The organism is Clostridium hydrogenum, from assembly GCF_021432385.1.
In the GTDB taxonomy this organism is placed as follows: Bacteria; Bacillota; Clostridia; order Clostridiales; family Clostridiaceae; genus Clostridium_S; species Clostridium_S hydrogenum.
In genome coordinates this window covers 1,132,646-1,149,438 of sequence record NZ_JAEACT010000002.1, presented here as the reverse complement: position 1 = coordinate 1,149,438, position 16,793 = coordinate 1,132,646, and the positions used below count along the sequence as shown (strand labels likewise).

The following is a 16,793-nucleotide window of genomic DNA, read 5'->3' as shown; positions in this document are numbered from 1 at the left end:
TATCTCCATTCCAAAATAGAAGTTGGACTTGTTATTTTCTTTAAGATGACTTAAATACTTTTATAAACCTCTTCCATTATTTTAGTTTTCCACTTTTGTCCTTCTACCATAACCTCATTACACTTAATATTCATCTTTTTCTTTAATTCTTCATCTTTAATGGAACTTAAATTTACTTTAATATTAAGAATAGAACTTTCAATGGTTGACTGAACTAAAATTGCGGCTACCCCAGCATCAGATATTAAATTTTTATTACCATATCTACAAGAAGTCCAAATTAAATTATATAATTTATATGAAGTTTCAGCTACACTCATGGGAACTTCTGCAGCAGCTTTAGTATATTCTTGTATTTTCGATTTTCTATATTCTTTTTCTTCTTCTGTATTTTTAGGTAATTTAAAACTTTCCATAAGCTTTGAAAATGTATCTGCATCTCTATCTAAGGATAATATGGCTTGTTCCATTATTTTACTTGTTTCTTCCGCATCTAATTTTATAAGTTCTTTTATATCTTCAGTTAAAGTTTCATATACCTTTTTTCCAATAGTAAGATTAAAAACCATACTGTTTAATGCAGCTGAAAGTCCTAATGTTAACGCAGCTGCACCGCCGCCTCCAGGCGTAGGCTCTTCTGAAGCAAGTTTGCTTAAAAATTCTTTTACAGTTAAATTTTCTAACATTTTTATTCCCCCCGGTAATTATATATTGTAAGGCTTAATAATAAATCAGAGTACAAAGTACAGATGACAGAGTACAGTGAAGGTTGATTTACCTTCCTTTCGTCAGGTAAATCTTTAAATATTATAACTTCGCTGAGTATCATATATGAACCTTAGTAGAAGCATTAAGTTATAAGATTTTCTGTAGCAAAACGGAAGAAAATCAACCTTCACTGTACTCTGTACTCCGTCATCTGTACTCTGAATAAAAATTATCAATTTTTATTCATTGCATAACAAGGTGTTTTTTTTCACTATATGGAACAGTCCAATAATTTTTAAATACATGTTCTCTAATATCCTTTGGTTCATTATGCGGTTTTGTTTCTCCAAATTCTCCTAATGGTGTAACTGCAACAACTGCATATTTTTCAGGAATTCTAAGTGAAGTTTTTATTTTCTTTTGATCTAAAGAAGCTATCCAGCATGTTCCATATCCTTCATTAGTTGCTGCCAATATAAAATGTTCCATAGCAATTGCACTATCTACTAAATACATCTGTTTGCCATCAACATTTCCAGAATCATCTGGCTCACCAACAATAACAACAGCCATTGGCGCTTCTCTTATAGAATCTGCTGCTTCTGTAGAACCATTTTTAATAGCCTCTGCAATTTCATTCTTCTTATCTGCATCATCTACAATAATAAAACTACATGAAGTTTTATTTTTCCATGAAGGAGACATCATAGCTGCATTTATAATACTATCTAATTTAGGCTCTGATATAGGTGTATTTTTAAATTTTTTTATACTTGTTCTTTTTTTAACAACCTCATAAAAATCCATAAAAAATCACACTCCTTATGTATAGTAGGATATACATAAACCAGTTTTTTATTCATGCCTTTATATCAAACAAACTTATTAACTGAAGCAATATCAATGGAATTTCTATCGGCTTTAAACCCAGATATAAAATTTTTTATTAAACTAAAAGGTTCTCGTCTTATTATAATTCTTCCTATAGCTTCAATAAAAATGTACATTGAAAATATAATTTTTTGAAATAAATTAGAATTTCTTTTTATAAAAACAACTCTATTCCTGTTTAAAAAGTAGTAACTAAGTCCACTAAATCTTGAAATTGTAGACGAGCCCTTATGATATATTTTACTATTTGTCACACATGTTAACTTATATCCAGCTTTTTTTGCTTTAATACAAAATTCTGTCTCCTCAAAAAATAGGAAATAAATTTCTGGTATTAAGCCTATCTTTTCAAAAACTTCTCTCCTGCAAACAAAACATGCCCCACCAAGAAAGTCAACTAATTTATTTTCTTTTTCTATTTCTTCGTATTTATAGCCTCTATACAGTCGCTTTGTTAATCCTGTATATAAACTTATATTTGCTCCTGCACACTGTACAAGCTCTCTTTTATTGTATTCACAAATACACGGTCCTGCTATACCTATAGCTTTGTCATTTTTAAGTTTGTCTACAATTATTTTCAAAAAATCTTTTTCAACAACCACATCAGCATTTAAAATACATATATATTCAGCTCCATGCTCTAAAGCAAACTTTATGCCAATATTATTTCCATTAGCATATCCTAAATTTTGATCAGTTCTTATAATGTTATGCTTACTAAATTTGCTTTTTAATTTTTTATAATCCTCTTCTGAATTAGAATTATCTACAACAACTATTTCATAATTATTATAACTTATATCCTCTAAGCTTATTAAACACTCTTTAGTATCTTCAAATGAATTGAAATTCAATATTATAATAAAAACTTTAGGATTATTCATTTATATCATTTCCTTTTATCTCTATTATTTTGTCACGAAGCTTTTTAACTATAATATTCCAATCATAATTTTCCCTACAAAATTTTTCTGTAACTGAAGCTTGTAAGCCCAAATTTTCAATTGTAATCAATTTATCAATTGCACTAGTAAGTGCAGAAACATCTCCTACGTTAATCACAACTCCATTATTATTATTTATAATTTCATCTGCTATACCTACATTGGTAGAAATAATAACATCCCCCATAGCACCAGCTTCAATAAGCACTATTCCAACACTTTCAAATTTAGAGGTAAGACAAAATATTTTAGCCTTTCTATACTCATCGTAAAGCGCTTTTCTGTCATACATGGGTCCTTTAAATATTACTCTTTCTCGAAGTTCTTTATGCTCTTTAAAGTAGGCTTCTATTTCTTTTTTAAAATCCTCTTCTATAGGTCCTACAAAGACAAGTTTCCATGAACCCAGTTTACCTTTATCTACTTTTGAAAAAGCATCCATCAAAATTTTAGAATCTTTTTCTGGACTGCCTATCCTTCCAACGCTTAAAATTATATTTTCTTTATTAGAAAATTCAGCTTTAGCATTAATTTCTTCCCTATCAAAATCGAGCCCATTAGGAATATTCAAAAGCTTTGTTTTATGATTTTTTAATTCAATTTTAAGTGCCTCAAATATTTCTTTTTTTTCTACACCTATAATATCTACCCTTTTTAAAAAAGCATTTAATATCCTTCTTTGTGCAAAATTCATCTTCTTTATTTTATCTACAAGTACCTTAGTGCAATCTAATTTCAAAAACACAATACCTTTTTTATTAAACATTTTATATATAAAGGCATAAACCACAGAATTTAAAGTCATATGAAATATTTGAAGTACATCTATTTTTATAGCATTCTTTTTAAAATATAAATATACGTCTTTAAAATGACCATGTTCTTTTTTTATAAAATCAAGCTTTAAACCTTTAACTTCATCCTGCAAATACGGATATTCACCATTTTTATACGTTGCTACAAAGGCATCATAGCCATATAATTTATTTAATTTGTATGCAATCATTCCCACATCTTTTGTTAAATGCACATTTTCTGTTTTTGGATACAAAACGCAATATTTCATTACACACCATTCTTTCTAAGTAAAAAATCCTTTATTTCACTTGCAGTCATATATTTAAATAAAAATACTGAAACTATATAAACTAAAGCACTAATTATTATGTTTATTATAGCATTCACCATAAAAACTTTTAAAGCTATAGTTACAATACCCATTGCAAAGCATGGTAACATTATTCTTAAAATATACTTTACAGAAGAAACCTTAACAACACTTAAAGAATATTTTCTCATTAAATAAAGATTTATAACCTCTGAAATAACAGTTATAAAAGCAGCTACATTCATTCCATACACTGGTGTCAAGATAAGATTCATTATTAAATTAAAAAATGACGAAAATGTAACCGCCTTTAAATACTTCTTTTCCATATTCCAGGCATTAAGTCCATATCCATATACCTCTCTTATAAATAGAATTAATATATATATTAATAATATAGAAAAAGGAGCGTATGCTTCAGCATAACTTTTTCCAAAAAAGATTATCATAATATCTTTTGAAAGTATAAATCCGCCTAAGACAAGAGGCATAACCACAGCTACAATGATTTTTGTTGTTTTATCTACTATTTTATACAAAGATTTCTTATCATTATTATTATAATAATTGATGAAAAGAGGAAATACAACTGTAAATATCATTGTTTCAACATTCATTAAAAAATTAATAATATAATAAGCTGAAGAATAAATACCCGCTTCAGTGTTTCCCCTAGTAAATTCTATTATAATCTTATCTACATTTCCATTTATCATGGCTAAAATACCAGATACTAAGAATGGAAATCCAAAATTAACATAGTCACTTATTTTAGCTCTACTTAAATTAACTTTAAGCTTGAATTTTACTCTAAAAAAATAAACATATAGCTGATATACACTTCCAATTACTAAGGCAAGGAAAGTAAATAATGGTATGTAGTAAATTTGGCTTTTATTTTTCAAAAAAACATATATTAAAATAAAAGGTATAATATTTTTTATTATATTATACACTGCATTGTACTTCATCTCTTGAATTCCATTATATACCCAATCTATATTCATACCTGCTGGAATCAAGGTAATTCCGTATACCAATAAAATTAACCTCAAGGAGTTATTTTTTTCACTAACACCGAGCAATTCGTATATAAAAAATATTATTACAGCTGCAAAAATAAGAAGTATAGCTCTAAAAGCAAAAGTGTCACCTACAATATATGGTGTATTCTCTTTATCTTTTGCAATTTCTCTTGTACCATAGGTTTGAAGTCCAAATAGCACAAGCATAGTTAAATAAGTCATTATTGCTTGAACTGTTGTAATATCTCCAAAAGCCGATTTTCCTATTATTTTTGCATAGTGAGTTCCAGTAAAAAAAACTATAACTTGAGCTAATAAATTAGATACACTTACAAACATAAAATTTTTTGCTACTTTATTCATTTCTCCCCTCCTCTTTCTAAATGCCTCTACTATGGTATTAATAACCACAATTTAACGTTCATAATTTTAATGCCTATCCACATCTTATTTATTTCTCATAACCTTAATTAAAAACACAGGAATTGCACCTAATCTTTTTATTCTAAAAGGCTCTTTAATCACTCTATAAAGCCATTCAAGACCTAGCTTAATCATCCACCTTGGAGCTCTATTAAGAACACCTGCAAAAATGTCAAAACTTCCTCCAACACCCATGTAAACCGTACATGGAAGTTCATTCATATACTTAACAATAAACTTTTCTTGTCTTGGGCTCCCCATAGCAACAAAAATAGCGTAGGGCTTAGACTCTTTTATATCCTCAATAAGGTCATTACAATTATCCAAGTCGAAAAAGCCATTGTGAAAACCTGCTATTCTTAACTTAGGATACTTTTTCTGTATGTTCTGTGCACAAGCTTCAATTATTTCCTGCTTTGTCCCAACAAGATATATACCCTTATTTTCAGCCTCACACTTTTTTATTATTTCCTCCATAACCTCTATCCCTGCAACCTTTTCTTTTACAGGAGTTCCTACAAGTTTAGCTGCAAGAACAACTCCAACACCATCTGGAATTATTATAGAGTTTTCGTTTGTAAAATTATCAAATAAAAATTTATTGCTAAGTCCATTATAAAGTATTTCTGGATTTCCAGAAATTATATTAACCTTATCCATGTGACTAATATCCTTTATAAGCTCGCTTTTTGTATTACTATATATATCATATCCTAATATACTTACAGACATATCTGTAGCTTCCTCCTTAAACTCTAATTGTTAAGCTTTTTTATAAATTTTGCCGGTACACCACCTACTACAGAGTAAGCTTCTACGTTCTTAGTAACAACAGCACCTGCCCCTATTACGGCACACTTTCCTATTGTGACACCACACAAAATAGTTGAATTTGCTCCTACAAATGCACCTTCTTCTACTACTACTTTAGATTGTTTTCTATCATAAAACTTTTTCATCATTCTATTACCAACATCCTGATGTGTAATTATACTTACGCCTTCAGATATTACAGAGTCCTTTTCTAAGAAAATTTCGTCAGCAAGATCAAAAAAAACTTTTCTCCCTATAAAACAATTATCACCAATATGCAATTTAGTATATTGGCGATAAGTATTATCAAGTATTAATCCTCTTTTAATATTGGCATTTAAAGAAACCTGTACACCAAATTTCTTTAAAGAAACCGCAAGAAATCGTTCACTGCAATTTTCTATGTACTTATTTATTATGTAGTCACCTAAAACTCTTGCCTTCATTTTAACTAGTGATATTTTTAAACATATAAATAATCTCAATAATTTTCTAATAAAACTTTTCATTAATACTACCCCTTATAGCTAAATAATCTGAAACATGCAAACTATCAAATCTAATATTGCCCATATGCTCATTGTATTTATTCAGAGTACGGAGTACAGAGTACAGTGAAGGATGATTTACCTTCCTTTTGTCAGGTAAATCTTAAAACATATATATTTTTAAACCTAGTTGAACACCACATGTGGTGTAATCGCGTAAGCATTAAGTTTTTAGATTTTTCTACGCTCGCGGAGAAAAATCATCCTTCATTGTACTCTGTCATCTGTACTCTGTACTCTGAGTTAATTTCTAATCTATAAGGATAAACCTGGTATTAGCAATTTCCATATTTTAAGTGCTTTATCCCTATAATTAGAAAGCTCCATCATGCTTAAATACAGCTACAAAAGTTTTAACTAAAATTTTTAAATCATATAATACCGAAAAATTCTTAATATACGTCAAATCATAGCCAATAGTTTTGCCTAGTTCAATTTCTCCTCTTCCACTTACCTGTGCAAGCCCTGTTATGCCCGGTACAACTTTAAGTCTTTGCTTATAACTTTCAGGATAAAACTTAACTACATCTGGTATTTCCGGTCTAGGTCCAACTAAACTCATATTTCCTATTAAAACATTAAAAAGTTGAGGTAATTCATCAAGACTAGTTTTTCTTAAAAAAGCTCCAACCTTTGTTATTCTATTATCACTTTTGCTTTGAAATACAAATTTATCTAAATTTTCGGGATCTAATTCAAGTTCTCTCTTTTTTTCTGCATTTACTATCATTGTCCTAAATTTATATATCTTAAACTCTTTTTCATCTTTTCCAACTCTAATTTGCTTAAATAATGCAGGTCCCTTAGAATCTAATTTGATTGCAATAAATACAATTAAAAGCACAGGACTCAATATTATAATACCAATTAAAGAAAGAATGAAATCAAAAAATCTTTTTATTGCAAATTGAATTTTTTTGTCTCTAATGTCTTTTATAGAATCAATTACTATACTATTTTCAACCATTAATAATCTACTCCCTTATATTTATAATTACAAATTTTTTTCTTTTAAATATGCTGCCTCTGATAAAGCTAAAAGTACCCAGAAAAAAGTAGTTACCTTTGGAACGAAAAACAAATTATCAACAGTATTCATTACTAAAAATCCAATTGTTGATGCAAAAAATCCAGTAAAAAAATGCTTATAAAAGTTATCCTTTGTCACACTTATAAACTTTTTTACATGAATGATTGCTAATAATATTATAGCACAAAAATTAACTATTCCAATTATTCCAAGCTCGCTAAATACTTTAAGATATGAATTATGAACTGGGAAATGACTATATCCATATTCTAAATATGGGTATCTCTTTACATATTCATCATATCTTTCAACATAATTTCCATTTCCAACACCAAGTATAGGATGATCTTTAATCATCTTCAAGGCTATTTTCCATAATTTAAGTCTTGTGTTATTTTGCGTACTGCTAGTTATATTTAAAATTCTCTCTCTAATTTTGGAATTAAGAAAAGCAAATATAACCACCGGCACAACTACAACAAGCATTTTTAATGAATAAAAAAGCACCAAACAAAACAAACCTACTCCAATTCCAACATACGAACTTCTAGAATAAGTAAAAACTATATTGAAAAATATTATCAATGTAAATATACCATATAAACATTTTTTAAGCTTGTTTTTCTCATATATTATCATCATAATTATAGGAAAAATTGCTATTACCATAAAAGCTGCAAGGCTATTAGGATTGTCTAATGTTGATGGTATTTTAACCTTTGTATAATCAAATCCAGTTTTAAATTCTTTAGCAACGCCTTTGCCACCAGTCACATATTGATAAATTCCAATAATAGCAACAACTGCCGTACTACAATATAAAGCTGCTATAATTTTTTTTATATAACTTTTTTCACCAAGTTTAAATTTGATTGTATAAAAAATCATAATATACGAAGCAAATCTTATGGCTTCACTTAAAGCAAGTGATTTATTTTTTGCATATGATACTGATATAAGCATAATAATTACAAAAATTAAAAGAGCTAACCCTAAGGCATCTTTAAAAAACATAAAAAAGTCTGTTATAGCCTTTTCTCTTGTGTCTTTTACTATAAAACATAATAAGTTGTATAGTACTAATATTACAAAAAACAATTCTTCTATTTTGTCAACTTGATAATTATTTATAGGTAATACAAATAAATATATACACATAATACCAAGCATTAATTTTTCCAAGAGTTTCATATAAATCACCATCTCTTATTATTGCCATTTTGGCTAAATAAAATCAAATTTTTAATAATATACTATTTATCTAAATCTAAAAGTATTTTTTCCATCTTCTTTGTTATATTTACTCTTGAATAATTTTGAATAGCATATTTTCTTCCATTTCTACCAAGTTCGTTTCTAAGCTCAGGGTTTTCATACAGTTTTAAAACTGCTTCTGCCATTTCCTTAGAATTTTCAGGTTCTACTACTACACCCGCATTAGCTGATTTTATAAGTCTTTCTGCTTCTCCTTCAGCTGATAATACTATTGCCGTTTCAGATGAAAGTGTTTCAAATATTTTTGATGGAAGTGCACCCTTAAATAATTCAAGCTTCTTAAGTGGTATAATTGCTGCATCCATAGATGCCACTATTTTAGGCATATTTTTCTTTGGCTGAAGACCTATAAAGATTACATTATTTAAGCCTTTTTCCTTTACCATATTTACAAGCTTTGGCTTTTCTGGTCCTTCACCTACAAATACAAATTGTATATTTTCATTATCCCTTAATATTTCTGCTGCGTTAATAATAACTTCAAGTCCCTGAGCAATACCATGTATTCCTGCATAACAAACTGAAAACTTATCTTTAATGCCCCATTCTTCTCTAAGTTTTTCATCTCTATTTTCTGGTTTAAACAATTCAGTATCTATTCCATTAGTTATAAGATGAACTTTGTTTTTATCAAAACCTCTTGAAACTATATTATCTACTATTCCCTGGGTTTGACCAGTTACAGCATCAGCTTTTCTATAACAAAATTCTTCAAGCTTTGTTGATAGGTTTATAAGTGTTTTATTGTGAAGCATATCTAATTTCACAGCTGATTCTGGCCACAAATCTGATACATTAAATATAAATTTAGCCTTCTTCTTCTTTGCTATTTTGTACCCTGACCATCCAAGAAATAATGGTGGAGATTCTACTATTACAACATCTTGATCCCCAACATTTTTTGCACCTGTAAACACAGATGAAAAAGTAAAGGATAAATAATTTCTAAGCCTTTTAGTAAATGTCTTTTCCTTAGAAGTATATATACTTGTTCTAACTATGTTTATTCCATCTAGCTCTTCTTTAACTAGCTTTTTTCCTTTATATCCATCAAATATTTCACCTTTAGGATAGTTTGGCATTGCTGTAAGAATGGTTATTTCGTGCCCAAACCTTTTTAAATGCTTTGCCATTTCAAAGATTCTATTTTGTGGTGCCCCTACTTCTGGAGGACAATATTGAGTTAAAAACAATATTTTCATTTTTCCACTCCTCATAAAAATTTTAAAATAAATTACCTTGAAATTTATTTGTACCAAAATGCCTTCTTCTAGACATTTTGGTACAAGTGAATTTCAATAGTTAAACTGGTTTATCTATAGGAGCATGTGAAAAACATAGGTATTCTTTTTTACGAGCCGTTCATAAGGCTTTATGTGCGGTATAGTAAAACCCATAGAATACCTTTTTTTCACATCCTCCTATATAATCTCTACTATTTTATTTGCTGCTGTTCCATCGCCAAATATTTCTTCCTGCTTGCTTGTAGGCATAAAATTATTAATTCCATCAATAATCTTATTTTTATCAGCTCCTACAAGTATATTCCAACCATTTTCAACAGTTTCAACCCATTCAGTTTCATCTCTCATTGTAATACATGGTTTATGCACAAAAAATGCTTCCTTTTGAAGTCCACCGCTATCTGTTGCAATTTTACAAGAATGCATTTCTAAAGCTATCATATCAAGTGGTCCAACTGGTTCAACAACTTTTACATTACTAGCAAAAGCAAGACCATAACTTTCCATATACTTATGAGTTCTTGGATGAAGTGGCAATACTACTTTTTTACCACTTTCATTTAATGCTCCAATTATGTTTTTTAATCTCTTAGGATCATTAGTATTTTCTGCTCTATGTATTGTTGTAAGGATATAATCATTATCATCTAAGTTTAGTTTTTCAAGTATTCTTGAATTTTCCTTAGCCAGCTTTGATATTCTAAGCACTGAATCATACATTACATCTCCAACATTATAAACACCATTTTTAATACCTTCATTTTTAAGATTCTTTTCTGCTGTATTAGTTGGTACAAAAAGGTACTTTGAAATATGGTCCGTTAATATTCTATTTTGTTCTTCTGGCATATTCATATTAAAACTTCTAAGTCCAGCCTCAACGTGAGCCACAGGAATAAGAAGTTTACTTGCGCATAATGCTCCTGCTAAAGTAGAATTAGTATCACCATATACTAAAACAATATCTGGTTTTTCCTTTTCATAAATTTCTTCAAGTTCTATTAGCATAGTTCCCGTCTGCTTTCCATGATTTCCAGAACCAACACCCAAATTATAATCTGGCTTTGGGATTTGTAATTCTTCAAAAAATACCTTCGACATATTTTCATCATAGTGCTGTCCAGTATGTACTAATATTTCTTGATCTTTTTCTCTAATTACATTTGAAACAGCAGCAGCCTTCATAAATTGAGGTCTTGCTCCAACTACCGTCAATACTTTCATATAATTCACTCCTATCAATCTTTCATAAGCTTCAACATTTTTGTAACAACTGAAGATATATAGAATTCGTCATAAACGCGTTTATATCCATTAACTTCAACCGTCTTTCTATAGCCGTCATCATCTATAAGTTTTTTTAAGCCTTCAACCAATTCATCTATGTTTTTTTCATGAACTAATACACCACAGTCTTCACCTAAAAGTTCTGGAATACCTCCAGTATAGGTCGACACTGCTGGAATGTTATATGCCATTGCTTCCATAAGAGAAACTGGTATACCTTCTTTTTCACCATCAGCTGTAACAATACTAGGAAGTGCTACACAATCAACTTCACCTTCTAAATACATTTTAAGTAAATCATCATGTGCAATTTTACCGCATACCTTAATTGAATCGCTCATTCCTAGCTTTTCTATATTATCAATTAATTGCTTTTCCAAAGGTCCACTGCCATAAAAACTACATTTTATACTATAACCCATTTTTACAAGTTTCTCAATTGCTTCAATCAAATATTTATGACCTTTTTTCTCTACGAAATTAGCTGGTGTAACTATATAAAAATAATCTCTCTTCTTTTTAGGCTTTACCTCTGCATCAGCAATTTGAACACCTACATGAATTTTATGGCACTTTTCTTTATTTGCCTCTCCAATAAATCCAACCATTTCCTTAAAACCTGGATCATCTATTACCCTTATAAACTTAGCTGTTTCTGCCTTTTTTCTAAGCATATTATTTTCAGCTATATCCCACCTATGAGAGGTAAAACTATACTCTATACCAGACATATAGGAAGCAATAAAAGCTGCAGTTGATGGAGTAGATGCCCAATGTGCATGTATGTGCTCTACATTATTTTCCTTTGCAATATCAGCTATCACAAGTCCTTTACCAAGCAAAAGTAAATTTTTAAATACCTTAAGTACACTGCCTGAATTACTTAAAATATTTCCTAGTATCTTAAAATATTTTATAGGGTGCTTAAATAATACAGCAGCAGCACATAAAACAACCTTAACATTAATAAGAGGAACATATTTAGTATACTTAGCTATTTGCCTTGTCTCACCGCCTTTTGCTAAATCACGATTTGGTCTTAGCGGAACAACTATTATTTCATTTCCCTTATTCATCATTTCTATAATTTCTGGTGGTATAAATTGTTCTCCATCCCCATAAGGGGTCTGTGCTGTAATATATAATATTTTCATTTAATTCACCCCTGATTTATCAGACTTTTTTATTTTACTTATGGCTATATTTGCAATAGTTCCAATTTCACCTATTTTTAGTATATATGATGCTATAACAAATACACACAAGCCAGTGCCGCCTATAACTATAAGCTTTAATAAAACAATTATAGTTGAATTTAAACTTGTGAGCAAATATGAATTTAAAACATTTATATACAATCCCATTGCCGCACATGCAACAAGGGTCTTTATAGCCGTTATAACACCAGATTTTATACTAAATTTACCTATTTTATATTTTAACTGATAAATAAGTAAAAAACAACAAATATATGTTGAGATTGAATTAGCAAATCCTAAACCTGTTAATCCCATAAATTTTACGCATACAAATATTAAAGCAACATTTATTAACATTCCAATAGCACTATTAATCATTGGCGTTTTTGTATCCTTAAAAGAGTAGTAAGCTTTACATATAAAATCTCTAAGTCCATAGGCAAGTAAACCTAAAGCATACGTTAATAACAAACTTCCTGTTGTAAGTGTAGCTGTTCTATCAAATTTTCCTCTTTCAAATAATATGTATATAATGCTGTTTGCTTCCAACATTATAATTACCGTAATTGGAATTATTAAAACTAGTAGAATGTTTACATATTTTTTAAGTGTAGCTTTTAAATTGTTCAAATTATCTTCTACTGCTTGTTTTGACATCATTGGATATATTACTGTTGATATTGCAACAACAAACACATCTACAAACAAAGTAAATACCCTGTATGAATACGTTAAAGCAGTTAAACTTCCAGCACTATAATTTGTTGCAACAGCTCTTTCCACCATGCTATTTATTTGTTGTCCACTAACACCTATTATTACTGGTATTATCATTACTTCCATTCTCTTTAATGCCTCATCCTTAAAATCAATAAAAAATTTATATTTAAATCCAACTTTTTTTATTGCAAATAATTGAGGTATTATTTGAGCAAAAGTAGCCACAAATGTTATTATTGTTAATCCAATAACTCCTTGATTAGCTCCAAAAATAAAAAGATATATTATGGTTATTCCATTCAATGGAAGTGACACCAGTGAAGGTACTGTAAATTGACCTTCTGATTGAAGCACTCCATTAAAAATATATATTATGGCGTTAAAAATCAAAGTAGGTATTAATATCACCGTTAGTATTTGGGTTAAAGATTGTTCACTTCCCTTAAAACCAGGATTTAATATATGAACAATTGGTTTATTTAAAATTATACAAACTAAAGATATTATTCCTGTAGCTAAAATAAAAAAATTGAGTACATTATTAGCAAACCTATTTGCAGATTCTTTTCCCTCTTTTAATTTTTCACTGTACAAAGGAATAAGCGTAGTAGTTATAGCTGTACCAATTGTCATGAATATAATCATTGGTACATTTGAAGCTGCAACATAAGCATCAAGTGCTTTATTAGCTCCAAATTTTGAAGCAGTTATCATATCCCTTAAAAGCCCTAAAGCCCTAGCAAACAATGTAAAAAAAGCAATAAATGTAACGCTTTTAATTATGCTGTTACTCTTTTTCTTCATTCAATAATTTCCTTTCAAACTATACAAATTTTTAAGCAAAACAGCTAACTGTTCTTGTAAAATTTATACAAGAACAATTAACAATTTACTAATAAAAATTATATACTATATTTTCTTCTTGTTATTGATACAGGATATGCATAAACCATAAAGCAGCCAGTGAGGAAGAAAATACGTAACTGAACTTGGTGAAAAACTCCCGAATATAAATCCACCTAAAGCTAAAAATAGTGATAACGAAATATATTTTTGACTACCTTTTCCTGTCTTATATGCATCAAAAAGGTTTTTAAGCAAGTACGCATAAAATGCAATATATAGAACAAAGAATAAAATTCCAAAATCCCCGAACAATTCTATAAACCATCCATGTGGATCATAAGTTTTATGGGTATTATTTGCCTTTTCTACATAATAAGAAGAATTTCCAACTCCAACACCTAAAAAGTGTTTCTGTTTTATAACTGCACTAACTACGTCATATGCAACTGTTAATCTTTCACCTATAGAATCTGCTCTACCTATTTCAGTACCCTTTTTAATATCAGTTATTGACGTTGAACCATTAATTACCTTCTGTCTATAATCATTCTTAGTGCTTAATACAGATGAATAATTATAAGCGGCTAAAAATAAAATAATAAATATGACTGGGAAAACTAAAACTTTTGGTTTCTTTTCTAAAGCTATGAAGATTGCATACACTACAGCAAATGCTATCATGATTACAACTCCATACTTTGCAAACTTAGATGAAACTACTACCACTGCGCTTGCTAATGTAACAATTCCAACTACTGCTGTAAATATAAGTGATTTAGATTTTTTTCCATACAAAATTATAACTGAATAAACTGCCAAAATTAACATCAAAACGGAATAGTTAGTTCTAGAAGCAGTTAAAACTAATACAACAAAACTTATAAACGCAGCTACAACAGAAATAATTTGAATTTTTCTGTTTTCTATAAAATAACTTATAGTAAGTAAAAAAGGAATTCCTATAGTTAAGAAGGTTCCAAAATTATTTGTATTAAAGAAAAATGCTATAGGCCTACTTCTTAATTCAACTAAAGTTGATTTTTCAATTTTGTATTGCTTATACACATCATAGTAATGTTGAACAGGTAATTGTTTTGCAAGTAAAATCTCAAACATTCCAACAATTACTGATACACAAAACATAAATACAAAAACTTTTATAGTCTTATTCAAGCTATTACCAATTGCATGGTAAACTACTATATCAAAAACAAATGCAAACATCATTATATATATAGCAATGTATTTAATATTATTAGTTCTACTTGCAGACCAAACTACACTTAAGCACATGTATACAAGCCAAATCACAAAAAATATTGCAATTTTCTTATCCATAGTCTTCAATATTTTTTCTCTATTTTGAACAAATTTAAAAATTGAAACTAATGTAGTTATAACTAAAAAGAAATGAAAAACATATAATTTTGAAGAATGTATAAAAAAGGTATAATCCATTACTGAAGTAATTATAAGGGTATATATTAAATTTTCATAAATTTGTTCAGGCTTTAAAACCAAAATAACAATCGCAGAACAAACTACAAATATACCTCCTGTTATATAAGTGCCACTAATTACTGCATTAGCTATAGTAAATATGACCAAAATGGCTAAGTAAATATAATTTTTTTTATTTATTGCAAGCATTTTTCTCCTCCTAAATTGTCTATAGATATATACCAGTCCAACTATTAAAATCCATGTGCACAAAAATGCGTAGAAGCCGGCATTTTTGTACAAGTGAATTTCAAGTTTGACGGTGGTTTATCTTTATAAAATCATATTTATTGATTTTCTAAAAGTTGATCCAAAGGAACATTTCTTAAATATTTTGCTGGATTACCTGCAACAATGCTTTCTTTTTCAACATTTTTAGTAACTACACTTCCTGCTGCAACAAAAGCATCATTTTCTATAACCTTTCCTGGAAGTATAGTTGCTTGAGCACCAATTCTTCCACCCTTTTTCACAGTAACTCCTTTAAAATGATTATATCTTTCCTTAGAGCGTGCAGCGTAATTATCGTTAGAGGTAACAACTCCAGGTGCTATAAATACAGAATCTTCAATTTGCGAATAGGCAGTTATGTATGCATTGGTTTCTATTTTACAATTTGAACCAACACTGCAAAAGTTTTCAATAGCCACACCTCTTCCAACTATTGTTTTAACTCCAACAGTTACATTCTCTCTTATGGTTGCCAAATCAGCTACTAGCGTATTTTCTCCTATTTTACATCCACAGTATATTATTACACCTGCGCCAACTAAACATCCATCTTCAATAATGCATGGTTCATATTTTTTTTCTTCTTTAAAAATACTATTCACGGATCTCATTGGCTCTTTTCCTATAACTGTATTGTCATCAACCCTAATGTTTTTGCCTAATTTACTTCCTTTATGTATAACGACATTATTTCCAATAATACAATTTTCACCTATAACTACATCGTCTTCTACTACAGCAAAATGCCCAATCTTTGTATTTTCACCTATATTACTTTTTTCAGAAATATAATTCATTTAAACTCCCTCTATTCACATTAATATCTTAACCAAAAGGAGCTGTTGCACTAAAAAATTGTTCAACCGTAGTTTTTTAATATTACGAATCAAATCAATTTACAATTCACGATGCACAATTCACAATGAAGGAAAATCTTCCTTCATTGTGCATTGTGAACTGTAAATTGTGCATTGATTAAGTTAATTCGTAATATTTTT

General features: G+C 29.2%; 15 protein-coding genes. All 15 read right to left on the bottom strand.

The window, feature by feature from the left end:
• Positions 1 to 50: 50 nt before the first annotated feature.
• On the bottom strand, positions 51 to 686 hold the full coding sequence (locus CUEA01_RS05085) for a cyclodeaminase/cyclohydrolase family protein (RefSeq protein WP_234119305.1): 636 nt from the start codon (positions 684 to 686) through the stop codon (positions 51 to 53).
• A gap of 265 nt (positions 687 to 951) precedes the next feature.
• Positions 952 to 1,515, bottom strand: a complete 564-nt coding sequence (locus CUEA01_RS05080) for a nitroreductase family protein (RefSeq protein WP_234119303.1) — start codon at positions 1,513 to 1,515, stop codon at positions 952 to 954.
• A 65-nt stretch (positions 1,516 to 1,580) separates the two neighbouring features.
• Entirely contained in the window at positions 1,581 to 2,486 is a 906-nt protein-coding gene (locus CUEA01_RS05075; protein WP_234119295.1) for a glycosyltransferase family 2 protein, read from the bottom strand.
• Complete coding sequence (locus tag CUEA01_RS05070; protein WP_234119290.1) at positions 2,479 to 3,612, bottom strand: glycosyltransferase; 1,134 nt, start codon at positions 3,610 to 3,612, stop codon at positions 2,479 to 2,481. The genes CUEA01_RS05075 and CUEA01_RS05070 overlap by 8 nt, the downstream gene beginning before the upstream one ends.
• Positions 3,612 to 5,042: a flippase gene (locus CUEA01_RS05065; protein WP_234119288.1), complete on the bottom strand. Its 1,431-nt coding sequence runs from the start codon at positions 5,040 to 5,042 to the stop codon at positions 3,612 to 3,614. Before CUEA01_RS05065 ends, CUEA01_RS05070 begins: the two co-directional genes overlap by 1 nt.
• 84 nt (positions 5,043 to 5,126) lie before the next feature.
• Complete coding sequence (locus CUEA01_RS05060; protein WP_234119286.1) at positions 5,127 to 5,834, bottom strand: WecB/TagA/CpsF family glycosyltransferase; 708 nt, start codon at positions 5,832 to 5,834, stop codon at positions 5,127 to 5,129.
• Positions 5,835 to 5,857: 23 nt separating this feature from the next.
• Complete coding sequence (locus tag CUEA01_RS25260; protein ID WP_407929245.1) at positions 5,858 to 6,061, bottom strand: acyltransferase; 204 nt, start codon at positions 6,059 to 6,061, stop codon at positions 5,858 to 5,860.
• Positions 6,062 to 6,776: 715 nt separating this feature from the next.
• Positions 6,777 to 7,430: a sugar transferase gene (locus CUEA01_RS05050; RefSeq protein ID WP_234119277.1), complete on the bottom strand. Its 654-nt coding sequence runs from the start codon at positions 7,428 to 7,430 to the stop codon at positions 6,777 to 6,779.
• A gap of 27 nt (positions 7,431 to 7,457) precedes the next feature.
• Positions 7,458 to 8,684 (bottom strand): O-antigen ligase family protein, encoded by a 1,227-nt coding sequence (locus CUEA01_RS05045; RefSeq protein ID WP_234119269.1) that lies wholly within the window; start codon positions 8,682 to 8,684, stop codon positions 7,458 to 7,460.
• A 62-nt stretch (positions 8,685 to 8,746) separates the two neighbouring features.
• Positions 8,747 to 9,970 (bottom strand): glycosyltransferase family 4 protein, encoded by a 1,224-nt coding sequence (locus CUEA01_RS05040; RefSeq protein WP_234119267.1) that lies wholly within the window; start codon positions 9,968 to 9,970, stop codon positions 8,747 to 8,749.
• A 219-nt stretch (positions 9,971 to 10,189) separates the two neighbouring features.
• A complete protein-coding gene (gene wecB, locus CUEA01_RS05035; RefSeq protein ID WP_234119264.1) occupies positions 10,190 to 11,236 on the bottom strand; it encodes a non-hydrolyzing UDP-N-acetylglucosamine 2-epimerase in 1,047 nt (348 codons plus the stop codon).
• A gap of 14 nt (positions 11,237 to 11,250) precedes the next feature.
• Positions 11,251 to 12,453 carry a glycosyltransferase family 4 protein gene (locus CUEA01_RS05030; RefSeq protein ID WP_234119262.1) on the bottom strand — a complete coding sequence of 401 codons (1,203 nt, stop codon included), beginning with the start codon at positions 12,451 to 12,453 and terminating at the stop codon, positions 11,251 to 11,253.
• Entirely contained in the window at positions 12,454 to 14,022 is a 1,569-nt protein-coding gene (murJ, locus tag CUEA01_RS05025) for a murein biosynthesis integral membrane protein MurJ (RefSeq protein ID WP_234119260.1), read from the bottom strand. It lies immediately after the preceding gene.
• Between the two features lie 105 nt (positions 14,023 to 14,127).
• The gene (locus CUEA01_RS05020) at positions 14,128 to 15,714 is read right to left on the bottom strand and encodes an O-antigen ligase family protein (protein ID WP_234119257.1); all 1,587 of its coding nucleotides are present in this window, start codon (positions 15,712 to 15,714) and stop codon (positions 14,128 to 14,130) included.
• 137 nt (positions 15,715 to 15,851) lie between these two features.
• Positions 15,852 to 16,592: an acyltransferase gene (locus tag CUEA01_RS05015; protein ID WP_234119245.1), complete on the bottom strand. Its 741-nt coding sequence runs from the start codon at positions 16,590 to 16,592 to the stop codon at positions 15,852 to 15,854.
• Positions 16,593 to 16,793: the final 201 nt, after the last annotated feature.

Coding starts and splice junctions, on each gene's coding strand:
- CUEA01_RS05030 (WP_234119262.1), bottom strand. CDS start 12,453: ATGAAAATATTATATATTACAGCACAGACCCCTTATGGGGATGGAGAA.
- murJ (WP_234119260.1), bottom strand. CDS start 14,022: ATGAAGAAAAAGAGTAACAGCATAATTAAAAGCGTTACATTTATTGCT.
- CUEA01_RS05020 (WP_234119257.1), bottom strand. CDS start 15,714: ATGCTTGCAATAAATAAAAAAAATTATATTTACTTAGCCATTTTGGTC.
- CUEA01_RS05070 (WP_234119290.1), bottom strand. CDS start 3,612: ATGAAATATTGCGTTTTGTATCCAAAAACAGAAAATGTGCATTTAACA.
- CUEA01_RS05075 (WP_234119295.1), bottom strand. CDS start 2,486: ATGAATAATCCTAAAGTTTTTATTATAATATTGAATTTCAATTCATTT.
- CUEA01_RS05040 (WP_234119267.1), bottom strand. CDS start 9,970: ATGAAAATATTGTTTTTAACTCAATATTGTCCTCCAGAAGTAGGGGCA.
- CUEA01_RS05065 (WP_234119288.1), bottom strand. CDS start 5,042: ATGAATAAAGTAGCAAAAAATTTTATGTTTGTAAGTGTATCTAATTTA.
- CUEA01_RS05060 (WP_234119286.1), bottom strand. CDS start 5,834: ATGTCTGTAAGTATATTAGGATATGATATATATAGTAATACAAAAAGC.
- CUEA01_RS05045 (WP_234119269.1), bottom strand. CDS start 8,684: ATGAAACTCTTGGAAAAATTAATGCTTGGTATTATGTGTATATATTTA.
- CUEA01_RS05080 (WP_234119303.1), bottom strand. CDS start 1,515: ATGGATTTTTATGAGGTTGTTAAAAAAAGAACAAGTATAAAAAAATTT.
- wecB (WP_234119264.1), bottom strand. CDS start 11,236: ATGAAAGTATTGACGGTAGTTGGAGCAAGACCTCAATTTATGAAGGCT.
- CUEA01_RS05015 (WP_234119245.1), bottom strand. CDS start 16,592: ATGAATTATATTTCTGAAAAAAGTAATATAGGTGAAAATACAAAGATT.
- CUEA01_RS05050 (WP_234119277.1), bottom strand. CDS start 7,430: ATGGTTGAAAATAGTATAGTAATTGATTCTATAAAAGACATTAGAGAC.
- CUEA01_RS05085 (WP_234119305.1), bottom strand. CDS start 686: ATGTTAGAAAATTTAACTGTAAAAGAATTTTTAAGCAAACTTGCTTCA.
- CUEA01_RS25260 (WP_407929245.1), bottom strand. CDS start 6,061: ATGAAAAAGTTTTATGATAGAAAACAATCTAAAGTAGTAGTAGAAGAA.